Annotated in this window: 20 protein-coding genes; 12 read left to right on the forward strand and 8 right to left on the reverse strand. The window is 61.9% G+C overall.

Annotated features, from left to right (window positions below):
* Nucleotides 1-58: 58 nt before the first annotated feature.
* Nucleotides 59-265 carry a hypothetical protein gene (locus tag AABE10_RS19650; protein ID WP_342934929.1) on the reverse strand — a complete coding sequence of 69 codons (207 nt, stop codon included), beginning with the start codon at nt 263-265 and terminating at the stop codon, nt 59-61.
* Between the two features lie 357 nt (nt 266-622).
* Nucleotides 623-847 (reverse strand): hypothetical protein, encoded by a 225-nt coding sequence (locus tag AABE10_RS19655; RefSeq protein ID WP_342934930.1) that lies wholly within the window; start codon nt 845-847, stop codon nt 623-625.
* A 465-nt stretch (nt 848-1,312) separates the two neighbouring features.
* Between AABE10_RS19655 and AABE10_RS19660 the strand changes: the two genes are divergently transcribed.
* The gene (locus AABE10_RS19660; RefSeq protein ID WP_342934931.1) at nt 1,313-3,490 is read left to right on the forward strand and encodes a serine/threonine protein kinase; all 2,178 of its coding nucleotides are present in this window, start codon (nt 1,313-1,315) and stop codon (nt 3,488-3,490) included.
* Between the two features lie 44 nt (nt 3,491-3,534).
* Here the strand turns inward: AABE10_RS19660 and AABE10_RS19665 are convergent, their stop codons facing one another.
* Entirely contained in the window at nt 3,535-5,433 is a 1,899-nt protein-coding gene (locus AABE10_RS19665; RefSeq protein WP_342934932.1) for an SUMF1/EgtB/PvdO family nonheme iron enzyme, read from the reverse strand.
* A gap of 277 nt (nt 5,434-5,710) precedes the next feature.
* On the opposite strand from AABE10_RS19665, the gene AABE10_RS19670 reads away from it, so the two are divergent.
* The 9 genes from AABE10_RS19670 (at nt 5,711) to AABE10_RS19710 (ending at nt 18,423) form a co-directional block, all read left to right on the forward strand.
* On the forward strand, nt 5,711-6,136 hold the full coding sequence (locus tag AABE10_RS19670; protein ID WP_342934933.1) for a DUF4399 domain-containing protein: 426 nt from the start codon (nt 5,711-5,713) through the stop codon (nt 6,134-6,136).
* 61 nt (nt 6,137-6,197) lie between these two features.
* Nucleotides 6,198-6,623, forward strand: a complete 426-nt coding sequence (locus AABE10_RS19675) for a DUF4399 domain-containing protein (protein WP_342934934.1) — start codon at nt 6,198-6,200, stop codon at nt 6,621-6,623.
* Between the two features lie 310 nt (nt 6,624-6,933).
* Complete coding sequence (locus AABE10_RS19680) at nt 6,934-7,188, forward strand: hypothetical protein (protein WP_342934935.1); 255 nt, start codon at nt 6,934-6,936, stop codon at nt 7,186-7,188.
* Between the two features lie 288 nt (nt 7,189-7,476).
* On the forward strand, nt 7,477-8,949 hold the full coding sequence (locus AABE10_RS19685) for an efflux transporter outer membrane subunit (RefSeq protein WP_428983364.1): 1,473 nt from the start codon (nt 7,477-7,479) through the stop codon (nt 8,947-8,949).
* Nucleotides 8,950-9,222: 273 nt separating this feature from the next.
* Nucleotides 9,223-11,769 carry an FHA domain-containing protein gene (locus AABE10_RS19690; RefSeq protein WP_342934937.1) on the forward strand — a complete coding sequence of 849 codons (2,547 nt, stop codon included), beginning with the start codon at nt 9,223-9,225 and terminating at the stop codon, nt 11,767-11,769.
* The gene (locus tag AABE10_RS19695; RefSeq protein WP_342934938.1) at nt 11,766-13,139 is read left to right on the forward strand and encodes an HlyD family efflux transporter periplasmic adaptor subunit; all 1,374 of its coding nucleotides are present in this window, start codon (nt 11,766-11,768) and stop codon (nt 13,137-13,139) included. Before AABE10_RS19690 ends, AABE10_RS19695 begins: the two co-directional genes overlap by 4 nt.
* 96 nt (nt 13,140-13,235) lie before the next feature.
* Entirely contained in the window at nt 13,236-13,988 is a 753-nt protein-coding gene (locus AABE10_RS19700; protein ID WP_342934939.1) for a peptidylprolyl isomerase, read from the forward strand.
* Between the two features lie 35 nt (nt 13,989-14,023).
* Nucleotides 14,024-17,080 (forward strand): peptidase domain-containing ABC transporter, encoded by a 3,057-nt coding sequence (locus AABE10_RS19705; RefSeq protein WP_342934940.1) that lies wholly within the window; start codon nt 14,024-14,026, stop codon nt 17,078-17,080.
* Nucleotides 17,080-18,423 (forward strand): sigma-54 interaction domain-containing protein, encoded by a 1,344-nt coding sequence (locus AABE10_RS19710; RefSeq protein WP_428983356.1) that lies wholly within the window; start codon nt 17,080-17,082, stop codon nt 18,421-18,423. The genes AABE10_RS19705 and AABE10_RS19710 overlap by 1 nt, the downstream gene beginning before the upstream one ends.
* A 28-nt stretch (nt 18,424-18,451) precedes the next feature.
* Here the strand turns inward: AABE10_RS19710 and AABE10_RS19715 are convergent, their stop codons facing one another.
* Together AABE10_RS19715 and AABE10_RS19720 are read right to left on the reverse strand one after the other, a co-directional pair.
* Nucleotides 18,452-19,222 carry a PP2C family protein-serine/threonine phosphatase gene (locus AABE10_RS19715; protein ID WP_342934942.1) on the reverse strand — a complete coding sequence of 257 codons (771 nt, stop codon included), beginning with the start codon at nt 19,220-19,222 and terminating at the stop codon, nt 18,452-18,454.
* A 5-nt stretch (nt 19,223-19,227) separates the two neighbouring features.
* Nucleotides 19,228-19,512: a hypothetical protein gene (locus AABE10_RS19720; protein WP_342934943.1), complete on the reverse strand. Its 285-nt coding sequence runs from the start codon at nt 19,510-19,512 to the stop codon at nt 19,228-19,230.
* 457 nt (nt 19,513-19,969) lie between these two features.
* Between AABE10_RS19720 and AABE10_RS19725 the strand changes: the two genes are divergently transcribed.
* Nucleotides 19,970-20,500: a lecithin retinol acyltransferase family protein gene (locus AABE10_RS19725; protein WP_342934944.1), complete on the forward strand. Its 531-nt coding sequence runs from the start codon at nt 19,970-19,972 to the stop codon at nt 20,498-20,500.
* Between the two features lie 90 nt (nt 20,501-20,590).
* Nucleotides 20,591-20,833: a hypothetical protein gene (locus AABE10_RS19730; RefSeq protein WP_342934945.1), complete on the forward strand. Its 243-nt coding sequence runs from the start codon at nt 20,591-20,593 to the stop codon at nt 20,831-20,833.
* A gap of 72 nt (nt 20,834-20,905) precedes the next feature.
* On the opposite strand, the gene AABE10_RS19735 is transcribed toward AABE10_RS19730, so the two are convergent.
* The 3 genes from AABE10_RS19735 to AABE10_RS19745 form a co-directional block, all read right to left on the reverse strand.
* Nucleotides 20,906-21,160 (reverse strand): DUF2866 domain-containing protein, encoded by a 255-nt coding sequence (locus tag AABE10_RS19735; RefSeq protein ID WP_342935258.1) that lies wholly within the window; start codon nt 21,158-21,160, stop codon nt 20,906-20,908.
* 342 nt (nt 21,161-21,502) lie between these two features.
* Nucleotides 21,503-22,954 carry a cytochrome-c peroxidase gene (locus AABE10_RS19740; protein ID WP_342934946.1) on the reverse strand — a complete coding sequence of 484 codons (1,452 nt, stop codon included), beginning with the start codon at nt 22,952-22,954 and terminating at the stop codon, nt 21,503-21,505.
* 140 nt (nt 22,955-23,094) lie between these two features.
* Nucleotides 23,095-24,759, reverse strand: coding sequence for an alkaline phosphatase family protein (locus AABE10_RS19745; RefSeq protein ID WP_342934947.1), 1,665 nt, complete (start codon nt 24,757-24,759; stop codon nt 23,095-23,097).
* Between the last annotated feature and the right edge of the window lie 67 nt (nt 24,760-24,826).

Consider the following 24,826-nt stretch of genomic DNA (forward strand, 5'->3'; position numbering starts at 1 on the left):
GGAACAAAGGGGTCTCGTTCTGCCAGCACCCCAAAAAAAGCAGACACAAAAAGAACTCTCAAATCATCGGTCCTTTGATACGCCCCTCGAAAATGGCGGTGTCGATTGCCCAGTCGTCGACAGTGCCGCTACGGGTGCCGTCGACGGTCACGGCAACGCTTCGTCCGCCGACAATGCTTTTCATCGTGTCAGGCGTCAGCGCGGTTTCCTTGCGGTCGAGGGTGGTGGATGGGGACAGGTCTTTCACTACGACAGTGGCTTTCATGGCAATTCTCCCGATGCGGATACGAGCACGATTCAGCGCTCGCTTCCTGCTCCGCAACGCGTATGCCGATTTAGCCGCACTCTGAGGGGTAACGCACATTGCGCGTTGAAAGCGCCTGCGCACAAGGGAATATCGGAACGGACTCACGCGTCTATCACCGGTTGGCCGAAGCGTCGGCGAAATACTGTTCGCGTCAACCACACCGGCACGCGTGAGCGTTGTTGGAACGAACCCGACGTGTCGATCGATGCTGCGCGTTGACGCGCGAACGAATGCGATCCGTATGCCGCCGAGTAGCGGCATACGGCGAGAAGGTACTCGTGAGTAATTGACGAGAGCGGGACGAGAGCGCTACCGCTATTTGCGCAAAAGGCTTTGCGGCGGTATACGTTCGTCGACGGGTTGACGCGCGGCCGTCGGGAATCCTGCGGGGTAGTCGACTACGCGCGTTTCGGCGGACAGTGCCTGCGCGGTGACGCCAAAGAAGCGTCCCCCTGTTCTTGCGCCGCCGACGATGGCCGTCATGGCCGCGCGATCGAGTTCGACGCTTTCGGAGAGATCTTTGATGACGAGCTTGGGCATGGCAGTTCCAGAAAAGATGTCGCGCGACGCCATCGCGACCAAAGGCGCGCTTCGATCAGTGGCGGCAACGCTCGGGCTCGAATAACCAGTATAGGTAATTCAGGCTCGATACGATGTGGGCTACCGAGCAATGCCGGCCAAGCGAGGCTAAAAGCGGAGGCGAGACGCAAACTGAGAAGCGCAGCGCCCGTATTCGTCGCATCGTTTACAAGCTGCGGGGCATCGACCGTCTTGCTGTTGTCGAGCATGAACGGCAGCCGCGCCGCTCGCGCCGTGCGCACGATCACTACGCGGCACATCGATCGACGCATAGGCCATGCCAGTCGCACGACCGTGCCGTGCGCGCGTCGCGGGCCAATCCTGGTTTGCGAAAGGCATACGTGCGAACTACTATCGAACGAGCACATGTAATTGGTTACGACAGGGAATTTCTTCGGCCAACGGGAGCTGCAGCGCTTTGAACACATGGCTAGCCTTGCGCACGTGATTCGGGATTTTCAGAGCGGCGCGCTCACGCAAGACGCGTTTGTCGCTCAACTCGACAGCACGCTGACGACGGAAGGTCTCGGTTCGGCTCGTCTGCTCGAAATACTTGGCGAAGCGCACACCAGGAAGCCCCTGCCTCCTGATCTCTACACGGAAGTGCGCCGCCGGATCGAGCAGATGCCGGTGTCGAATCTTGCCGCGGCGGGCGGTGAGGAAACGCGCGTGCAGACGGTGCCGGAGCGCCTCATCACGTCGCCGCCCGCGAGGAACGCGGATACATCCTCCGTTCTGCACGGCCTCGATCAGGTGAAGGGCACGGGCGATACGCTGAACAACCGCTTCGTTCTCGAAGAGTGTCTGGGCGTGGGCGGCATGGGCACCGTGTACAAGGCACTCGATCTGCGCAAGCTCGAAGCGTCCGACCGCAAGCCTTATCTCGCGATCAAAGTACTCAATACGCAGTTTCGCGGCAATCCGAAGTCGCTAATAGCATTGCAGCGCGAGGCGCGCAAGGCACAGGTACTCGCGCACCGCAATATCGTCACCGTTTACGATTTCGATCGCGATGGCCCCATCGTTTATCTGACGATGGAGTACCTGTCCGGCAAGCCATTGAGCCAGATCCTGCGCACGCCGGATTTCAAGGGCATGCCCGTGCAGTCCGCGTTGCCGATCGTGCGCGGCATGTCGAACGCGCTTGCCTATGCACATGAGCGCGGCTTCGTGCATTGCGATTTCAAGCCCGCGAATGTTTTTCTCACGGATACGGGCGAAGTCAAGGTGATCGACTTTGGCATTGCGCGTGTTTTTCAGCGCCCCGAAGAAGAGAGCGACGCGACGGTGTTCGATCCCGCGAGCCTCGGCGCGTTGACGCCTGCGTATGCGAGCCCGGAAATGCTCGAGCATCTCGAGCCCGATCCGCGCGACGACATCTACGCGCTCGGCTGCATTACGTATGAGCTTTTGACGGCACGTCACCCGTTCGAACGCATGTCGGCGACTCAGGCGCGAGCCGCGAATCGACAGCCGCAGCGGCCGGAGAATCTGGGCAACCGTCAATGGCGTGCACTGCGCTCAGCGCTGGCATTCGATCGCAAGGCGCGCACGCCGACCGTTTCCCGCTTCGTCGAAGAGTTCGGCGCGCAGGAGCGTGCATCCGCGTCGAAGTCGACGACGCACAGCCCTGACCGCACAGGGATGCTGGTGAAATCCGGCGTCGCGGGTCTTGCGCTCGCTTGCGCTGCGGCGGGCGCGCTGTACTTCTATCGCGCGTCGCAGAACCTGGAGCACGAGAACGACGCACAGCAGGCGTCGGCCGTGCCCGAGGCAGGCGCGCCGTCCGCGCAGAGCGCGACTGTGTCGCCAACGTCCGCTACGTCTGTTGCACCCGTCACACCCGCACAACCGTCCGACGCTTCCGTGGCCCCCGCGCCACCGTCGCGCCAAACGCCCGACCAGGCATCCACCCCGACGCCGCCCGCGCCGCCGACGCTCGCTGCCGTCACGTCGGTGCTTGCATCGCTGCCGTGCTCCGCGCTGGCCGCTTCCGTTCAGGATCGCGCGGTAGAGGTGCGCGGATTCGTGCCGCAGCAAGGCGAGGCGCAAGTCAACGAGCGCCTTGCGACGTTGCCGGGCGTGGCGTCGACGAAAGTCGACGTGCATCACGTGAGCAACGACAAGTGCGACATCTTGAAGGAACTCGGTCCTTACTGGTCGCATAACTGGCTGGTGGGTCACATCAGTTCGCTGAAGGCGCGCATGCCGAATGGCGTGCTGACGGAAGGCGATCCTCTCGTCGTCGATGTGACGACGCCGGGTTACGACTCGTATGTGAATATCGACTATTACGTGCTCGACGGCACGGTCGTACACATGGTGCCGGGGCCGCGCGCAAAGGGTAATCAGGCGCCGCCGCACTATGCAGCGACGATCGGCAACGGCGGCGAGTGGGTCGTTTCGAAGCCCTTCGGCCAGGAACTGGTTGTCCTGCTGGTCACGCCTGCGCCGCTATTCGATTCGCCGCGTCCCGAGAGCGAGTCGCGCGCCGACTATCTGCGCGCGCTCGATGCGCGGCTCAAGCAGCTTGCGGCGAGATACGGGCAGGATCGCATCGTCGCCGATATCGCGCAGATCAACAGCAGGCCAAAACCGAATTAAAAGTAAAAGGCGCGCGCGTTCTGCGTAATACGCGCGGCCTTGGATCACTTGAGTTCCTTGACGACACGAAAGCCGTTTTGCGACTGGCGCACGCTCGGGCTGTACTTGAAGCGCGTCGAGCTCAGCATGTAGTCGTTGCCTTCGCGCCATGAGCCACCGCGAATCACGCGCATGTTGCAGCCGGGCGCATCCCATGTGCGTCCGTCGGCGGGTGCGTTCTGGTATGAGTTATGCCAGCAGTCGCCAACCCATTCCCAGACGCTGCCGTTCATGTCGTACAGTCCGTATGGATTCGCCGCATATGAGCCGACGGGTTCCGGCGCTTCCTTGTGATAGGGATCGCCGCAGTCCTTGCAGTTCGCGACGCCTTTACGCATCTGATCGCCCCACCAGTACTTCGTCGAAGTGCCCGCGCGATCCGCGTATTCCCATTCGGCTTCGGTCGGCAACCGATAGGTCTTGCCCGTTACCTTGCTCAGCCATTTCACGTATGCCTGCGTATCGTCCCAACTGAGATCGCGCGCGGGTGCATTCTTCACGGAGCTGTTTTCGGACGATAGCTTCGGGCATCCGTTGACGTCCGCGCACGCGTTCCATTGCTCGACCGTCACTTCGTATCGGGCGATCGCGAACGGCGCGGAAATCGTCACATGATGCGGCGGCTTCTCCGATGGGTCGCCGTAATTGCTGCCCATCGTGAACGAGCCTGCGGGCAGCGACACCATGACGGGGCATGCCGCGCAGTCCTTGCTTTCGCCCCCCGTCGCGGCGTGCGCGGGCGCGGCAGGCGCGGGTGTCGCGGCGGCTTTCGGTACAGGAGCGGGTGTGGAAGCCGGCGAGGGCGTTGCGGCAGCCTTCGGTGCCGGTGCGGCTGGCGCCGAAGGAGCAGGCGCCGCGTGCGTGGCAGGCGGTGCGGCCGCTCCCGCTGCCTTGAGCCGTTCGATGCGCGCTTTCGCGAGCGTCGCGAAGCGGCCGTTCGGATAGGCCTTCAGATACGCTTCATAGTCGCTCGCGTAATTGCTGTCCTTGATCGAATCCCAGAACGTCAGTTCGTATTGCTCGTTGCTGTCCTTCGGCAAAATGCCACGGCTATTCAACGCGACAAGTGCATTCGGCGAGTCATCCATGGCCAGCGTCGAGGTACGGAATGCGAAGACGTGTGCCGGCTTCGTCAGCGACGAGACGGCCCACGGTTTCTGCATGCCGTGCGTCGCTTGCGTCACGCGTTGTGTGACGTGAGCAAACATCGAGTCGAGTGGCTGATCCGGCGCGCGGGCCATTTCGCGCAACCATGCGTCGGTAAAGATGCCGTGACGCGTGCCGTCGGCCGCCTGCTCGCCCTGCGCGGCCGCAAAGGCAATGAGCGTTTGCGCGGGCAACGGAATCGCCGCGACAGATCGCGCGAACGGCTGCGTGAGGCACGCGTCGAGCACCACCAGATTGAGCGCATGCGCGCGCGGCGCAGAGAGCGTATCGAGCACGCCCGAGAGATCGACGCTCGCCGCCATCAAGGTCGCGGGCACGCGCGGGTCGGCGCTGGCGGAAGCGAGCAGAGTCGAGTGCCCCGCTAGCAATCCGTGCCCGGCGAAATAGAAGAGTGCGGTGCCGCCCGGCTGCACGCGGCGGCGAAATTCGTCGAGCGCGTCGCGCATCTGTTGCGCCGTCGCGTTCGTGCGCAGCACCACATCGAAGCCTTGAGCGCGCAACGTATTGGCGACGCTTTGCGCATCGCGCACGGCGTTCGGCAGCGCATCGACAGGGTAGTCGGCGTTGCCGATCACCAGCGCGACCTTGCGCCCGGCGCCTTCGACTGAACCTGTAACGGCATCGTCCATCGCGATGCGCAGAGCGGCAGCGCCTGGTTCGCGCGATAGTGTTTGCGCGGCGGCTGCCTGCATCTGGAGTGCCCCGATGATGCAGACCAGCAGAAGTTTTCGCCACATTTTCAGATCCTGTTTGTTCTGGAAGTTCTGGAGAGAACCTCGCTATGGACGAACCAGCGGGACCAGCCGGAGGGGCCCAGCGCGCAATGAGAACGACAGCCGTTCGCTGCATTGCAATCGACGGCGAAGCACTGCTTTTGCATGGACTACCCTCTTCAACGATAGCACGCGATTCGAAACGTCAGAACGTTAACGAGCGTGGCGTATCTTTTTGACAAGTTACGTCCTAAGCTAAAACGGAAGCAAGCAGCACTGACCCTCCCTCGGAGAATGCGCAATGCAAAGAACAATGAGGCTGGCGATTTTCGGCGCGCTCTTTCTCGCTTCGGCACAGGCGTACGCGGGACCGACGCCTTCTCCTCCCGGGGCCGAGGAGTACATCATCTGGCCGTCGGACGGTACCGTCATTACGGGCGGCAAGCTCTGGGTGCGAATGGGCTTGCGCAATATGGGCGTGTGTCCTAAGGGCGTGAATGTTCCGAATACGGGACACCACCATCTGCTGATCGATACGGACCTGCCGCCGATGGATCAGGAGATTCCCTCCGATCGCCAGCACCTGCATTTCGGCGCAGGGGAAACGGATGCGCGCATCGAGTTGCCGCCCGGCAAGCACACGCTGCAATTGCTGCTAGGCGACTACAACCACGTTCCGCATAATCCGCCCGTCTATTCGAAGAAGATCACCATCATCGTGAAGTGAGCACGCGCCGCCACTGCGCCGGCGGACCGGTGCAATGCGCGCAAGACGGAGAACAGCAGCCATGACCAGGATCGTTGCCGCCGCGGCGCTTGCCGCTCTCGCTTCGTTGAATATCGCCTTCGCCGGGCCGACGCCTGCGCCAAAAGATGCATTCGCGTATATCGGCTATCCGAACAACGGACAGGTCGTGCCCGCCAACAAGCCTTTTCGCGTGTGGTTCGGCTTGCGTTATATGGGCGTCGCGCCAAAGGGCGTCAAGTACCCCAATACGGGCCACCACCATCTGCTGATCGACACGGACCTGCCGCCGATGGATCAGGAGATTCCTTCGGATCGTCAGCATCTGCATTTCGGCGCGGGGGAAACCGAGACGATGATCGAATTGCCGCCCGGCAAGCACACGCTTCAATTGCTGATGGGCGACGAGAACCACGTTCCGCACAATCCACCCGTCTATTCGAAAAAGATCACCGTGATTGCGAAGTGAACGAACGTGTGTGCTCAACAACGGCGGGATCAATTGAGTACTTTGCGCGTGTTCTTTTCGACCCAACAGTTTCGTTATGGATGTTTGCGAGGCGGCATCACTTGCGCCGCAGACGATCGCATGCGCAATTCGTATGCGCAGAGGCGTTTTGACAGGCAACTCAATACGAGCAAGGCTCCGAAGGTTTTTAAAGGTACACGCGATGCAATTGGCACGGCCCATGCGTGAGTAAGGTTCGAGCAGACAAGATGCTTGAAGCACCAAACTGGATATCTCGCGAACCTTTCGCTTTTCTCATGGGAGAACTGTCATGAGCGCACTGATGATCAAGAACCTGTCCGTTACGGAAGAACTCGACAGCGAAGCGCTGAAATCCGTCCGCGGCGGCTATCTTGCCAATCCGTTGTTCCCGAGCCTGTCGTTCCTGTTCGACAACAGCAAGACGATCAACGCGCCGCAATTCGTTCAGCAACACATGAACATCACGAACGTCGGCGGAAACAGCAACTCGACGACGCAGATCATTCCGATGATGACGGCCGGAAACAGCATCGTCATGAACTGACGTTTCACGCGCGCATTCGAGGCTGTCCGGACCGGCAGCCTCGAATGACCGGGCGCTCGTACTCAACCCGTCGCCACCGCCGTCAAAAAGATCGAAAACGTAATCGTCCTTTTCACAAGACCGCCGCGTCACCGCACGAACTCCACGCCGAACGAAATCCGCCGACATCCATAGTGATGCCGCGCTGGACGTGCTTTACTTGAATGGCGCGCTTTGCACGTGCAGTAGAGCCGGGAAAGATCGGAGAATATCGTGTCTGCGTTGCCTGATTCGTTCGTCGCCTGCTGCATGCAACCGGGTTCGTCCGCCACCGTTCACGCGGATAGCCGCGACAAAGCGCCGAAAAGCCGTATCGCCATCGCCGTTCGCGCAATCGCATCCACCGCCATCTGCGCGGCACTGCTTGCCGGTTGCGTCGACGTTCACCAGCCCGACTACAAGCGTCCCGATACGCCCGCCAAAGCGTCATGGTCGGACAAGACGGGCTCGCTCGTTTCGCCCGCCGACACCATCGTGCCCGACTGGTGGAAGGGCTTCCAGGACCCGTATCTGAACACGCTGATCGACAAGGCGATTCAAGGCAACTTCGACATCAAGGTACTGGCCGCGCGCATCGATGTCGCCGGCGCGCAGATCGGCGAAGCGAAGGCGGGCGCGCTGCCGACGGCCGATCTCGGCGCGGGCGCGAATTTTCAAAAGGTCACGGGGCAGCCGTTTACCAAGCAGTACAACGTCGCTGCCCAGGTGAACTGGGACATCGACATCTGGGGCAAGGTCGAAAAGGGCGTGCAGGCGCAAAAGGCCGAATTCCATGCGACGGAAGCGGACTGGCGCGCGGGCTATCTGGAACTGGTGTCGAACGTGGCGACCACGTATTTCCAGATTCTTCAGTTCGACGACCAGATGGAAGCGCAGCAAAAAATGGTCGACGAGAACAAGCAGATTCTCTCGATCTTCGACGGCATGAATCGCAACGGCCTCATTCCGAAGACGCAGGTTCTTCGCCAGCAGGCGGAGGTGAATCGTCTAACGAAGGATCTGATCGATCTGCGCCGTTCGCGCAGTCTCGCGAACAACGCTCTGTGCACGCTGATTGGTGTGCCCGCGGGCGAATTCACGGTACCTGTCGGTCATTTGCAGCAGCGCGTGCAACTGCCGCCCGTGCCGGGCGGACTGCCTTCGCAATTGCTGTCGCGCCGGCCCGACGTCGTCGCGGCGGAGCTGCGCGTGCTCGAAGGCTACGACTTCGTCGGCGAAGCGAAGCTTGCGCAATTGCCGACTGTCAGTCTGACGGCGCACGGCGGCACGGCGAGCTTTGCGCTGTCCGAGCTGCTGAAGTCGTTCACGTTCGGCCTGATGCCGAGCATCAACATTCCGCTGCTCGATCCGGGCGTGCGCGCTCATGTGAAGACGACGGAAGCGCAAATGGCCGTCGCCGAACAGCAGTACCGGCAAACGGTGATGGCGGCATTCGAAGAAGTCGAAAACGCGCTGGTCAGCCTCGACGCGCACAAGCAGCAGCGCGTGGAATTGCAACAGGAAGTGCAGCGTCTTGGCGTGGTCGCGCAGCAAATCGAGTCGCAATTGCGCGAGGGCGTGGTTTCGCAACTGGAAGTATTCGAAACGGAGCGCACGTTGCTTCAGGCGCAACTCGATGTACTGACGAATCATCAGCAAATACTGTCGGACACGGTACTGCTTTACAAGGCACTCGGCGGCGGCTGGCCGGCCGTCAATGTGGAAGCGCAAGTCAAGCAGTGAGCGCGGCAATCAATCCCGCAATGAACGGGTGCTCGCCATTGGCAAGCACTGGCACGGTTCTTAAAAGTACTGCGACGAATCGGATGAATTATGGCGGCCGCAATAGCCGGACCAACAATTGACTAACACCATGCGTGACTTAAAATTCCTGATTAGCTGCCGAATTAGCTACGAAGTCGGTGGCTGCGTCGAATACGCTCGGGTCGCCGCGCCTGTCGAAAGCTCTGTCCTGACGCTCGCGCGTCAGCTGTCCACGCTTGGTGATGCAAAGAGATGAATCCCGGCGAAGCTCCGATTGCTGAGATGCGGGCGGCTCTGGACAAGGAGTTCGACGTCCTGCTGCTTCCCGTCTCGCATCCGTCCCCGGGCCCCATCCGCATCGTCGACGATCTGTTCGCGATCGGCCGCAGCGAGCCGCCTTTTGCCGAGTATTCGCGCGACCTGGTCACGAAGCTGTCGCGGCGTCACGCGCGCATCTTTAGCGAGCACGGCGCGGTTTATGTGGCGGATCTCGACAGCAAGAACGGCACGACGGTGAACGGCAATGCCGTACGTCAGACGCCGGCGCGCGTGCGCGCAGGCGACGAACTGTGCTTTGGCGGCGAGTTGAGCTATCGCGTCGCCGTCGAGCCTCGCCCGTTCAGTTCGGCATCCGCGCGCGGCGTTCAGCATCTGACGGTGACGCTTAAGCCGGAGCGTGCCGATCTGGGGCTCGAAGCGATCGACATCCCTGCATTTCCGTTTCTTGTCAGCAAGACTGACGAACTGTTCGCGCGCTATAAAGATCGCTTTCCGCATCAGGTCAATTACATTTCGCGGCGCCACGCCCATATTTTCCTGAAGAGCGGCGAGCCGTGGATCGAAGATCTCGGCAGCACGAACGGCACGTTCGTCAATCACAAGCGGCTAGGCGAGTCGGCCGTCGCGCTGCAAAACGGCGATGTGATCGGATTCGGCGGAGATCATTTCGTCTATCAGGTCGCGCTCGAAAAGACTTTCGAAGTCGAGCCCACCGTCACGCAGATGACGCCGCCGCTTACCGACGCCGCTTCGCCCATCGCTTCACATGTTGCTTCCGATACGCCCGCGCCCGTTGCCGCCGCCGCGATGCCTGCGGAAGATCCAGACAAGACGACGTTCGTCGGCGCGGCGCATTCGTTTCTCGACATCTTCTGTGTCGATCGCGCGTTGCAGCGCGAAGATGAAGTCAACGAGAACTCGCCGCCGTTGACGCCGGAAGAGTCGACGGAAACGCCGGCTCGCCGTCCGCGTCGCCGCTGGCAACTCCTGCTCAACGAATTGACGCGTACCATCGCGGGAGGCGACCGCACGACGATGCGGCGCATCGGCTGGGGCAGCCTTGCCGCGCTGATCGTGATCGGGGGCATTGCAGTTGCGCTCTACATGCGCGGTGCGTCCGAGCGTGAACTGAAGAATCTGCTCGCGGCGGGCGAATACGAACAGGCGGCGCATTCCGCCACGTCTTATCTTCAACATCATTCCGCCAGCGATTCGATCAGGTCGCTCGCGAGCGAAGCGCTGATGAAAGCGCGCGTGCCCGGTTGGCTCGCTGCATTGCGCGCCAAGCAGTTCGACCGTGCGGCCGCGCTGGTCGAAGGGATGCGCGCATCGAGCGAGGGCAACCCGGATGCCGTTTCGCTGATCGACCAGTTGCGCTGGGTCGGTGATCTCGAGCGTTTCGTCGTGGGCCGTGGCGGCCCTGACGCGCCGATTCACATCTATAGCGACGAAGGTCGCATCGGCGATCTGCTGAAGCGCTGGGAAGACGATGCGAAAGGGCATCAGCGCATACTCGATCGCATCGCGTCGTATGTGCCTGAATTTGCCGAGCCGTATGCGCTCGCGATGAGCCATCTGCGCAAGCTGCAAAGCGACGATTCGGTGTATCTCGCGGCAATCGAGCGGCTCAATTCCACGATCGCGACAGAACTGGAACGCGACAAGCCGAACACGTTGACGGCCGTGCTCGACGATTACGCGCAGCGCTATCCGCGCCTCGCCGGACTCGATGCGGTGCGCGCAGATTTGCGGCAGTACATGGATATCTTCAACGAGATGACGGCGCGTCATCTGCCGGCGCTGCTCGCCTTGATGAAAAAGGCGAGCTTCAGCACGCCGCCGTTTCAGTCGCAATACACGCAATTGAGCGCGAGTCGCTTGCCGTCGGCGGAAGTGATTGCGAAGCACGATGCCGTGAGCGCCGCGTGGCAGAGCGGCGACAGCCAGCAGGCGCTGGCAGGCTTGCAGGCGATGCCCGCTGGCCCGTGGTCCGATGTGCTCGCGGCAGAACTCGCGCACAAGAAGGCGGTGCTCGACCAGTTCGCGGACTTGCAGAAAAGCCGCGGCGCGGGCAATCGCGACGACAAGTTGTTGTCGTTTTACGCGAGCCTCGATCCTGTTGAAGACGCGTACTACGTGCGCGCAATCAAAGCCGACGTCGACGCGCTTCGCGACCGGGCGCTCGCGCGTGCGCAGGACTCGATCAATCGCGCGCAGACGTTGTGGCGGCAATATCGCGCGAACGGTTCGATCGGCGGCACGCAACGTCTCGAAGCGGGCGTTTCAGAGGGCTTTCGCAATCAGGCGCGTCTGCTTTCGGAAGCGAATACGTCCGCGCAACAGGGCATGCGCATCTATACGCAATTGAAAGCGCCGCCGCCCGCCGGCTCCGATCAGTTGATCGAAGACATCGAAGCCGAAACGCAATTGCAGCGCCGTTCGTTGCAGGAACTGCGGATGGTGCTCGAGCCTGGCTTGCTGAAGTCCAAGCTCGCGTTGATTGGAGGCACTGACGAGTGAAGCGCGACAATCAGCCGAAGCCGCTTTACGAAGCGCTCGAAGATCACAGCGCCGAGGGCATCGCAATCCTCACCGCGGAGCCCGTGCGCATTGCGACGGCGCTTGTGCTGACACTGGTCGCGCTGGTGGTGGCGGGCCTGCTATGGTCGTTCATCGGACGCGCGGATGTGATCGTGACGGCGCAAGGCACGCTCGCGCCGGAATCGGACGTGCGACGCATCTACGCGCCGATCGACGGCGAACTGACCGATCTGTATATCGCGGAAGGGCAGCCCGTATCGAAGGGCGACGTGCTCGCGCGAATCAACGCGCGCGGCGCGATCGAAGCGGCGACCAATGCGTTGCAGGCGCAACTGAAGCTCGAAGACGCCGAGCGCGAATGGAAAGAGTTTCCGCAAAAGAAGGAGTTGATGGAGCGAAGGGCGGCCGCGCTCAAGGATCAGCTCGAAGTGGAGGAGCGTCTGCACGAGAACCGCATTTCCGAAGGCACGACCAAGCTCGCGGAAGGCCAGAAGGCAGAGCTGGAAGAAGCGCGCAGCACGCTCGACAACGCGCGCCGCGCGCGCGACGCCGCGCGCCAGGAAGCGGATAAGTACGCGCGCCTTTTCTCGCAGCCGGGCGGCGGCGGCGTGGCCGAACTTCAGGTGGATGCGAAGCGCAACGCGTATCTGGAAGCGGACAACGCCTATCGCGTCGCGCAATCGAAGCTCACGGAACTCGACTTCAAGCTGAGCCACGAATATGCGCAGGCCAATGCGCAACTCGAAACGAGCGGCCAGCAGGCGACGAGCTTGCAGCTTCAATACGACGCCGCGATTCGCGACATTACGAGCACCGAAGAGAAGCTGCGCCTGCAATTGCAGACGGCGCGCCTCGTCGCCGACGCGGCCGCGCGCATTCGCTTCGAGAACATCGACAAGGACAATTTCCTGTTGATCCTCGCGCCGACATCGGGCGTCATCACGGATGTCACGTCGACGCAAACGGGCGACAAGATTCAGGCGAATACGCCGCTGGGTGGCATCGCGCCGAAGGACGCACGCCCGGTGCTGAAGATCGAGATTGCGGAGCGCGACCGCGCTTTCCTGCACGAAGGGATGCCCGTCAAGCTGAAATTCAACGCGTTTCCGTATCAGCGCTATGGGCTCATCAACGGCACGCTCGCGTATATCTCGCCAGCGACGAAACCTTCGGCGCAGGACAAGCAGCCTGTCTACGAAGGCCGCGTGTCGCTCGACAAGAATTACTACCAGGTCGCGGAGAACCGCTATCCGCTGCGTTACGGCATGACGGCGAGCGCCGAAATCGTCGTGCGCGAGCGGCGGCTGATCGACTTGGGGCTGGACCCGTTCAGGCAACTCGCCGGATAAGCCGGCCACGATCTGGACGCTGCAACGCAAGCCGTAGTCAACATACAACCGCCAGCCCGCCTGTTCTTTCGGGCCACCACTAGAGGAGCGGACGAGATGACCGCGATCGTACGAATCGATGATGAAGTCGTGGATGTCGGCGAATTCACACGCCTGCTGAAGCTCACGGGCCAGTTCGAAAGCCTGATCGAGCAGATGGTGCGCGACAAGCTGACCGTGCATGCCGCAAAGAAGCATGGCGTCACGGTGAACGCCGACGAGATCCAGGAACGCGCCGATCAGTTCCGGCGTGTGCGCGGGCTGCATCGCGCAGCCGACATGAACCAGTACCTCGACACGCTCAAGGTCAGTCTCGACGAGTTCGAGGGGTTCATCACCGACAGCCTGTATCAGGAGAAGATGCTCGACAAGGTGTGCAGCGACAGCGCAATAGAAGAGTACTTCTCGATGAATTCGCCGAAGTTCGACGCAATCGAGATCAGTCACATTCTTCTCGACGACGAAGGCAAAGCCAAGGAGATGATCTCGTATCTGAACGACGATCCCGATGCATTCGCGGAAATGGCCCGCGAGCATTCGATTGCGGATACGAGCGTATCGGGCGGCGTGATCGGCAAGGTACTGCGCGGCTCGTTGAAGCCCGATATCGAAGCGAAGATCTTCAACGCGGCAGTAGGCGATCTGCTCGGGCCGTTTGCATCGCCGGACCGTTCGTGCTTCGAGATCTTTGCTGTGACGGCGAAATATCCGGCAGAACTCGACGCCGATGTGGCGTCGGAAATCAAACGCCTGCTGCGCGAAGAGTGGCTGATGACGCGCGCCCAGGAACACATCATCGAAGCGCTCTGAGCTGAAGCGCGCTACTGCCGGGAACCACCAGCATCATGGATGCACCGCAAACCACGCCGTCCATCGCCGACTTTCTGTCGACGGTCGAGATTCTGTCGCCGTTCACGCGCGAAGAACTCGAACGTCTCGCGGAACACGTGCAATCGCGCTTTTATTCCTTTGGCGAGACGGTGTGCAACGTGGGCGATCCCGCCGACGGTCTCTACCTGATCAAGTCGGGATCGGTGCGCATCTTCACCGAAGAACACGGCAAGGAAATCAGCATGGGCGTGCGCAAGTCAGGCGAAGTATTCGCCGACATCGCGATGCTGCGCGCTTACGTGCACGAGTCATCCGTGCGTTCTTCTGGCAAGACGGAGTTGCTGTTCATTCCGCGCGCGGCGATCGAGCCCGTCATCGGCGGCAATCAGGCTGCGCTCGCATTTGTCGCGAGCTACGTTGCGATCAATTCGGCGGGCGGTTTCGTTGCGCAGCTATTCGATTTGCGCGGCAAGCTGAACAAGCAGGAACTCGAAGAATACGTGCGCAGCGTCGGCGTCAAGCGCGTCAGCGCGGGCAAGGAAATCCTCAGGCAGGACGGGCGCGACGACCGGCGCCTCTATGTGGTGCGACAGGGCGAAGTGCGCATCGTGCGCCAGGAAGACGGCAACGACTATACGCTCGCGACACTGCGCGAAGGCGAGATCTTCGGTGAAAAGGCCTGCCTGATGCGGCAGGAGCAGGCGGCGTCGGCGGTTGCGATGACCGATACGCGGCTGCTCGTCATTCCAGAGCGCACGGTGCATTTCATTCTCGAGCGCAATCCGAAACTGCGCGAAGTACTCGACGAGCGCATCAAATACGCGGATCGCGAGCTGGACCGGCAAAAGCGCATCGAACAGCGCCGCAAACTGCCGCTGCGGCTCGATCTGCATACGAAGCCGGAACTCGGCGAGCGCGTGATAAAGCGCTTCGCGCTTGTCGAGCAGGCGGAGGAAATGGATTGCGGCGCCGCGTGCCTTGCGATGATCTGCAAGCACTACGGCATACCGATGACGCTCGGCAAGCTGCGCGAGCTCGCGAACGTGACGACGCAAGGCGCGACGCTCGACAGCCTCGCGCGCGCGGGAGAATCGCTGGGCTTCACCGCGCGCGGCGTGCAATGCACATTCGATTCGCTGCGCGGCTTCGATCTGCCGTTCATCGTGCACTGGGAGGGCTACCACTACATCATCGTGTACGGCGTGTCGAAGGATCACGTCTGGCTCGCCGATCCCGCGTTGGGCTTTCGCAAGCTGAATATCGAAGACTTCGAGCGCGGCTGGAGCGGCACGTGTCTGCTGTTCACGGCTGGGCCTAATCTCGTGCAGCTATCGGCGTCGCGCTCGCCGTGGCTGCGCTTCGTCGCCTATCTGACGCCGTACAAAAAGATATTGATGCACCTGTTTCTCGCGACGTTCGTGATTCAGGTGCTGGGCGTGATTCCGCCATTGATCATCCAGAACATACTCGATGGCGTGATCGTGCATCAGAACATCAGTCTGCTGCATCTGCTGATACTCGGCCTGATCATTTCAAACGTATTCTCGCAGCTGATGTCGATGATTCGCGCGTACCTGTCGAACTTCATGGTTCGCAACATGGACTTCGCGATGATGTCGCAGTTCTTCAAGCACACGATGTCGCTGCCATTCTCGTTCTTCGCGAAGCGCAAGACGGGTGACATTTTCGCGCGCTTCCAGGAGAACCAGACGATCCGCGCGTTCCTGACGGAATCGACGGTGACGACGGCGCTCAATCTGCTGATGGTGTTCATCTACTTCGCGATTATGTTCTTCTACAACGCGAAGATGACGATTGTGCTGATCGCATTCGTCATTCCCATCACGGCTCTGACGATTGTCGCTACGCCGAAGATCAAGAACTACGCTCGCGAGACGTTCTCGGCGGCGACGGATTCGAAGTCGTTCCTGATGGAGGCGCTATCGGGCGTCGAGACGGTGAAGGGCATGGGCATCGAGCGGCCCGTGCGTCTGCGCTGGGAGAAGAAGTACGCGAAAGCCCTTGAAGTGCAGTACCGCGCGCACGCGTTCAACATCCTGATCGGCTTTATCAGCCAGTTGTTGAATGCGGCGACGACGATTGCGATTCTCTGGGTCGGCGCGAATCTCGTGCTTGCGCGCGAAATGACGATTGGTCAGTTGATCGCGTTCAATGCATTCATGGGCAGCGTGCTGACGCCGCTGATGGGACTCGTCAGCTTGTGGAGCATGCTGAACGATGCGGGCGTCGCGATGGAGCGCCTCGGTGATGTGCTCGATATCGAGCCCGAGCAGAAGCCGGAAGATCTGCCTTCGCGCGTGATGCTGCCGGATCTGCAAGGCGCGATCAGCCTCAATGGTGTCTATTTCCGCTACGGCGAGAACGAGGGCGCGTATGTGCTCGAGAACATCACGTTCGATATCAAGCCCGGCGAACTCGTTGCGATAGTCGGAAGAAGCGGCTCGGGCAAGACGACGCTTGCGAAGCTGCTGGTCGGCTTTTACGCGCCGAGCGACGGGAAGATGACCGTGGACGGCTACGACATGAACGTGGTCGACAAGGCGTTCTACCGCGCGCAGATCGGTTATGTGATGCAGAGCAATCTGCTCTTCTCGGGCACGATTGCCGAGAACATCGCGAGCGGCGACGATACACCCGACCGGCGGCGCATCGAGGAAGTCGCGAAGATGGCCGACGCGCATGCGTTCATCAGCAAGCTGCCGCTCGGTTACGAACAGATCGTCGGCGAGCGGGGCATTGGCTTGTCGGGCGGACAGATCCAGCGTCTGTGCATTGCGCGCGCGCTGTATCACGATCCGCGTCTGCTCGTCTTCGACGAAGCGACGTCGGCGCTCGATACGCAATCGGAAAGCAATATCCTCAGCAACATGCACGACATCCTCAAGGGACGCACGGCCGTCATCATCGCGCACCGTCTGAGCACGATCATGCGCGCGGACAAGATTCTCGTGCTGTACGAAGGCGCGATCGTCGAGCAGGGGCGTCACGAGGAACTGGTCAACCGGAAGGGCATGTACTACCAGCTCGTCCAGAAACAGTTGAGCGCGTGATGAAGATACTCGACCAGCAACCTGAAGAAAGCAGTTCCGCCCTCTCATACGCGGGATTGATCGAGAAGATCGAGATATTGCGTTCGACGCTGCGCTGGTCGTCGCGGCTCGAACGCGCGGATATCGAAAAGCTCCTGAAACAGGCAAGTTCCTTGCGCGACGAAGTCATGCAGATGTCGCACAAGGAGCGTTTCGTGCAGGCGGCCGTCGTCGAGCCGTTGCGCGGCGACCAGTCGCGCGGCGCGCGGCGGCAGGCGCTGCTTGCGCGCAGCTTTATTTTCGAAGGCACGTTCGGCGACAACCCGAAACTGCTGGAAGCACTCGAAATCGCGGAGAAGGCCGCGCCGACCGATCTGCCCGTTTTGATCGACGGCGAAAGCGGCACGGGCAAGGAGCTGATGGCGAAGGTCATTCACGCGAACGGCAGCCGCGCGGACAAGCCGTTTATCTCCGTCAACTGCGGCGCGATTCCGGACAACCTGCTCGAATCGGAACTGTTCGGTCATCGCAAGGGCGCGTTCACGGGCGCGACGAACGACCGCAAGGGCAAATTCGAAAGCGCGCATACAGGTACGATCTTTCTCGATGAAATCGGCGAGTTGCCGTTGACGGGACAGGTGAAACTGCTGCGCGTGCTCGAGGCGCATGAAATACAGCGCGTGGGTTCCGATGAGCCGATCGGCGTCGATACGCGCATCGTCGCCGCGACCAATCGCAACTTGCGCAAGCTGAGCGAGCAGGGCACGTTCCGCGAAGATCTGTTCTACCGGCTGAGCGTCATTCACGTGACGCTGCCGCCATTGCGCGAGCGGCGCGATGAAATTCCGCTGCTGATCCAGTACTTCGGCGACGAGGCAGCAGGCGCGCTCAAGCGCCGTCCTGTGAGAATAACCCCTAAATTAAGGGACTTTCTGCTGACCTATTCGTATCCCGGCAATATCCGCGAATTGCGCAACGTGATGTACCGCATTTCGTGCCTTGCTGGCGATATCGCGGATGTCGATCACTTGCCGACGGATATGCGCCCATCGTCGCCGATTGCTTCATTGATACCCGGCGTGGCGAGCGACACGGCGAACGGCGCCGCGAGCGTGACGAACCTGCTGTCGCTCAGCGACGCGAAGCGGGCCGCCAGCGACGAAGCCGAAAAGGCCTTTTTGCAGCGCGGCTTGCGGGAAGTAGGCGGCACGGTGGCGGAACTCGCGCGGCGCGTCGACATGAACCGCTCGCATTTACAGATGCTGTTGAAGAAGCACGGGCTGCATTCGAAGGATTTTCGCCGCCAGCATGCGCAGGCCAATGCGCGCAAGGACGAGACGGAAGCGAACGACGAAACGCAATGACGCAACACCGGGAAACCAAGGCGTCGTATCAGGGCGCCGGATTGAGCAGCGTTTTGTCAGACGCATGCGGATCTTCTGCCTGCACGACGATCGCCGTGATGTTGTCGCGGCCGCCGCGCGCCAGCGCCATATCGACGAGTTCGCCCGGGGCATGCAGGCAATCGACGTTGGAGAGCGTCTTGTGAATCTCTTCGTCCGTTACTTCGTTGCTCAGGCCGTCGCTGCATAGCAGGAACACGTCGCCGTCCACGACTTCGATCGCGTCTTCGTCGAGATCGAGATGATCGGTTGCGCCGACCGCGCGCGTAATGATGTTGTGCGCGGGATGATTGCGCGCTTCTTCGTCGGTCAGATAGCCGGAGCGGCGCAGTTCTTCCACCTGGCTGTGGTCGCGCGTCAGTTGGCGCAGCTGCCCTTCACGCAGCAGATAGATGCGGCTGTCGCCCGCCCACAGATAGCCGCAGAAGCGGTCGCATGCGAGCAGCACGACGACGGTGGTGCCGATGCGCGGCACCTGCCGGCGGCTTGCTTCTTCGCGTAGCTGGCGGTTCGCGTCTTGCAGGCACGCGCGCGCCTGGTCGATCGACTGCTTGATGCCGGTTGCGTCCGTTAGCTGTCCGAGTATGCGGACGACGAGCTGGCTCGCGAGATCGCCGACAGCGTGTCCGCCCATGCCGTCGGCCACGGCCCAAAGGCCGCGCCGCGGCTCATCGAGGCAGGCGTCCTCGTTGATCTCGCGCACGCGACCGGTGTCGGAGCGTGCCGCCGACGCCCACCGGAATTGGCTGATACAGGTCACGGCATCTAAGCCCGGTTCAGGCTCCGTTCGTCAGGAGCGGTGATGACGTTCGAGTTGTTGCCCGTGTTCTGGACGTTGACCGTCTGGAACTGGTTGATCATCTGGTTAGCATAGAAGTTGTTCGTGACGTCGTACAGGTTCACAACGGGGCCGACGCTCGGCGTGTTCTGGACAAACGGCGTGATCCAGCCGAATACCCACGGTGCGCCGCCACCTCCGCTGATCGTGGACATTGCCTTGCGATCGAGCGCGAGGTTGAGGGGAAGGTCGCTGATGTTGATGGATGCCATGACGTGTCTCCTGAGGGGCCGTCAACCATGAGGCCGCGAGTCAGAGAATGATGCGTGATGCCAGCTAAGGTGCAAGGCCTATGCCAGTTTGCATCGCACGCGCGCGCTTTCCTGCCGATCGTTGCTGGGCGTGGCATGACGGCAAGCTCCCGCCGATCGCGCGGCATGCCGGCGACTCGTTGCGTTGGCGCTGGCCCAACAAAGGACAGCGGCAAAAGGTGGGATAGCCAACACTCTTGCATGCCGCAACGCGCGTCGCTGCAGAGCGCGAAGTGATGGTGACTGCGCAACACAACGGCCCGAATTTCTGTTGGAACTATCCATACACAAGGTGCCCGAACGGCACGCTTCAAGAGGAAATGTATCGTTAAATCAATGGCCTGTGTCGCATGGTCCGCTTGATGCAAAAGAGTCGGCAACAGTGTTGGCCTTTTGAACCGGATAGCTCGACAAAGCCATGAACCGCAACCTCCAACAATCAGGCAGTGAACAAGGCGCAAACCGCGCGGCCGCTTATGCATCGGCGGACGTCGCGCTCGGCGGTCGCGATGACGAACCCGCTCTCGGTGCTCACCTGATCACGCAACGCCGCGGCTACGAACATCACGGCATCTACGCGGGCAACGGCAAGGTCATTCATTACGCCGGTTTCGCGAAGTCCGCGCATCGCGGCCCCGTCGAAGAAGTGCCGCTCGAACAGTTCGCCGATGGTCACGCCGTCGCCGTGCGTCCGCATCCGTTCCCGAAATTCTCCGGCGAAGAAACCGTGCTGCGCGCCCGCGCGCGCCTCGGTGAAAACCGCTATCGCCTGCTGACGAACAACTGCGAGCACTTCTGCGCATGGTGCCTGCTCGGCGAAAGCCGCAGCGAACAGGTCCACGAATGCTTCACGCATCCGCGCACGGGCATGCATGCGCTGCTGTGCCTCGTGAGCGCTTTTGTCAGCAAGCGGATGAAAATCGGCCACGCGGTTGTTAACGCAGCATGAACCCGGCAGCATGAACCCGGCAGCATGAACCCGGCAGCATGAACCCGGCAACTGAAGTTTGAAGCAGACAAAGACGCGAAGGAGACCATCATGAGCCCGACCGGAAAGACACTGCACTGGGCCGTCGACAAATGGCTTGCGCCCACGCCCGCGATGCCTGCGCGCGTCGTTCGCTTCTGCCGCACGCAGATGCATCGGCGCTGCGTGTGCGTCGAAGCTGCGCGTCCCGGTGGGCTGCTGTCGATCTTCTTCTTCCGTCACGACGACGGATCGTGGAATGTGTTCCCGCCCGCGCAAGCGCGCCCGGCGATGTCGGCTTGGAGGGCTGCGTGATGAAGAACGGCGACCCGGCGTGCAACGCACGCGGCCCGCGCATCGAGCGGCTCGCGCTGTGCGGCGCGCAATCTATTCGCCAGGCTGACAGAAGCGCCGCCCCGGCACGTGCGACATTACGGCCTCGGCGATTTGACGAGGCGTGCTGTCGGCAGGCACGACGCGCCGGCAGGATTCAACGTCGTGCCTGAAGGTCCATTCGACGAGCCGGTACGAGCGTCCCCATGGATGCTGCATCGGCGGTGAAACGGTGCAGCTGCGGATCGTGAGCGTTTGCGCGTTGCCGTGCAGCGCGCGCAGATGTTCGAGCACCGAGTCTTCGACCATCATATCTCTCCTGTGTCGGCCGAAGTTAGTGCTTCAGCACTTACTTCGGCCCCATGCAAAGCGGTCGGCCGAGTTAGTGCTTCAGCACTTACTTCGGCCCCATGCAAAGCGGTCGGCCGAAGTTAGCGCTTTAGCTGTCGGCTGGAGTGAGTGCTTTAGCGCCTTGCTCCGGTCCCATGCAAAGCGTTGCAACGGGAGGCGCCACCCCCGGCGGATAAAAAAATGCCGCCGATGCTCAGGCGGCTCAACAGGGGATGTTGAGCCGCATGTTCACAGGAAAGAATTAAACGAGCCTTAAAAGTGGTGGCTCCACGGATCGCGGAAGGACGCGCAGGCCAGCTCTCAATGCTGCTCGCCGTAGCCGTCGGTCAGCGTGCGCAGGAACGCGACGATGTCGCGCATGTCCTGATCGGTCATCGCGGGCTGCTCGCCGAACTTGCGATCGAACGGCGCATCCTTCACGTCGACGTTCGCGCGATACGCGGGCGGAATGTCGTTGTACTTCTCGGGCTTGCCGTCGGCGCCGCGCGGATAGAAGCGCGCGGGATCGGTATTGCGCGCGTTGTAGAACGCCATCACGTCGTCGAGATTGTTGTAGATGCCGTTGTGAAAGAACGCGTGACGTGTCGCCGAATTGCGCAGCGTCGGCGTGAGGAACATCCCGCAGTATTGCGTCTGGTCCTTCAGGTCGGTGCGGAAGGGGCCGCAGATGCCCATGTCGAAGAAGTGCGGATCGCGGTTCTGCGCAAGCGCCGCATTGCGCGGCACGCCGAGCGCTTCGTACTGGAAGTCGGTGAACATCGGCGGCAGTCCGTCGCGGCTCGGCTTCGACAGATGGCAGCCCGCGCAGTTGGCCTTGTCGGGATCGTTGAAGAGATGCAGGCCGCGCAGTTCCGCGCGCGACAGACGCGCCTTGCCTTCGAGCCAGTAGTCGTACTTGCTGGTGTACGGATGGAACGACGGGTCCTCGACCTGATAGCGCGCGACGGCGAACATCATCTCGGCGACGGCGAGCCGCTGGTCCTTGAAGATATTCGGGCCGAACAGCTGCATCATCGTCTTCGCATAGCGCGCGTTCTGCAGCTTGCGCAGCACTTCGGCGTCGTCCTTGTTCGCCATCTCGACGGGATTGAGCATCGGGCCCGACGCCTGCTGTTGCAGCGTATCGACGCGGCCGTCCCAGAAAAGTCCGCCCTGCGGCACCATTTCCGCCGCCGCGGGCGCCGCGCCCGCTGTCTTTTGCGCGCGTTGCGTGCCGGCGGCCTGGCTTGCGAGCTGCGCGAGATTGGCCGGGTTGTCGTCGTTCTCCGCGCTGTCGGGGCCGATGCTGAAATTCGGCTGACGGTACAGGTACATCAGCGACGGCGGCGGCCGGTAGCCTTGCAGCGTCATGTGCTCGCCGCCCAGCTGCACGGCGAGATCGTTGGGCGGGCCATACGCGTGCGCGGGACTATGGCACGTCGCGCACGACTGCTTGCCGGACGCCGACAGCGACGTGTCGAAGAAGATCTCCTTGCCGAGCATCGCGACAGCGGAGAGCGGCGCGACGGACGGGCGCTGCAACGTGACGGGATGCGCATTGGCGCCCGTCATGTCCTCGACGATTTCGCCGATGGCATCGGGCATGTACTGCGGATACGCGACGGCGAATCCGCACGCGCCGAGCGCCACGACGACGACGGCCGCGGCGCACAGCGCGAGCGCGCGGCGCCGCGAGCCGGACGGCGAACCGCTCGGGGTGTTCCTGGGTTCGACAGGCGTGGGATTCGCTGACGGCGTAGAGAGCTCGGTCATATTCGATGGCGATGCAGTGACTGATTCGGGACAGACGCGCCGCACAGGCCGCGCCTCGAAAACGAAAGCGCCGCGTTGCGCCGGTTTCCCGGCTGCAACACGGCCATGCTGCTAGATGCCAGACGCGCTCGATGCGCGCGTCAGATCGCGGGCACCGAACTGACGGGGGTGCCTTGCGTCTGGTCGAGGAACAGCGTCGGGTTCTTGCCGCCGTTCGAGAAGTCGAACATCGACATGATGCTGCCCGACGTCGCATCGAACGAACCGCCGCCGATGCGCTGACCGTTCAGCCAGTTGTCCTCGATGAAGCGCACGACGGAGGCCTGGTCGACGAACGTGTGATCGACGTAGTTCGTCTTTGCCCACGGCGAGATCACGAGGAACGGGATGCGCGTGCCCGGACCGCAGCGGCCGTTGACGGCGCCGCCGTTCACGCCGGCCGGCTGCGTGCCCGTCGTGCCGCACACGCCCGCGCCGTTGAGCTGGTCGGCCTGCGCATCGAACGAGCCATGCACGGGCGGCATGAACACATGGTCGTACCAGCCGTCCGAGTCGTCATACGTGACGATCACGGCCGTGCTGTTCCAGTCGGGCTGCTGCTGCAGGAAGTTCACAACCTTCGTGACGAACTGCTGCTCGTCGAGCGGATCGGAGTAGCCTGCGTGCGCGTCCTGCGCGGCGGGTGCCTTCAGGAAGCTCACGGACGGGTAGTTCCCCGCCTTCACGGTGGCGAAGAAGTCATCCGTGTCGTACTGGTGGTTCGCGGGTTCCGGCGTCTTGCCGTCGGATTCCGTGCTGTAGCCGATCGCGGCCGTCGAGCTCGGGCGCGTGTGCTGCGGATTGGCCGTCGACGTGTAGTACTGGAACCAGTTGTGGTGCGGAATGTAGTCGGCCGTCGCGGCGCCCACGGCCGTCGCGACCGTGCTGCGCTTGCAGCCCGTCGTGCCGTTCGGGTTCGTCGTCGACAGGTTGAAGCCGCCCATGAAGCCGCCCCACGTAATGCCCTTCGCGTTCAGCAGGTCGCCGATGTTCTTGCCCGACATCAGCACCTGGTCGGTCTGGCTCGAGCACACGTCGTTGCCCGGATCGACGTCGTTGATCATCGTGATGCCGCCCTGGCCGTCGTTGATGAAGAACGAGCTCTTCGCGACCGTCGACGGACTCGCCGTCGTCTTCAGGATCTGCACGCCGTTGGTCTGGCCCGATACGACTTCGAGCGCGCCCGGCGTTGAAGGACCATACGTCGACGTCCACGCGTTATCGCTCATCGAGAACTTCTGCGCGTAGTTCCACAGGCCCGTGACGGTGTTGCCGTCGAAGTAGCCCATCACCTGGCCCGTCGTGCCGAATGCGCCGACGCCGCCGCTCGAGCCCTTACCCGTGAACTTCGGGAAGAGGTCGGCTGCGCCGTTGTCGTTCGCCTGCTGCTCGGGCGTGTACGAGTGGTTCTGGTCGGCCGTCGCGGCCTGCGTGCGGTCGAGACGGAACGGATTCGCCGCGCCCGTGCCGTTGGCGGCATTCAGGTTCGGGTTGGCCGTCAGCAGCGTGCCCGTCAGGACGTTCGCCGACGGCGTGCCGGCGGCGGGCGAGAACGCCGGCTCCCCGGCCGGATTCGTCGCGTTCGGATAGGTGCCGAAGTAGTGATCGAACGAAACGTTCTCGCCGTAGATCACGACGAGGTGCTTGATGGGTGTGGCGGTTTGCAGCGAATTCTGTGCGGTCGAGTTGTTGTGATCGCTGCCGCATGCGACGAGCGACAGCGCCAACCCGGCGCAAGGAACGGCTATCAAAGCTCGGCGAAACATAATGACGTAGCTCCCGGGAATGAATTGTTGATTTGTTTCGGGGCGGTCGTATCGTGAGCGCGCCGAT

Origin of the sequence: Paraburkholderia diazotrophica (assembly GCF_038900755.1) — a bacterium.
GTDB classification, from domain to species: domain Bacteria; phylum Pseudomonadota; class Gammaproteobacteria; order Burkholderiales; family Burkholderiaceae; genus Paraburkholderia; species Paraburkholderia diazotrophica_A.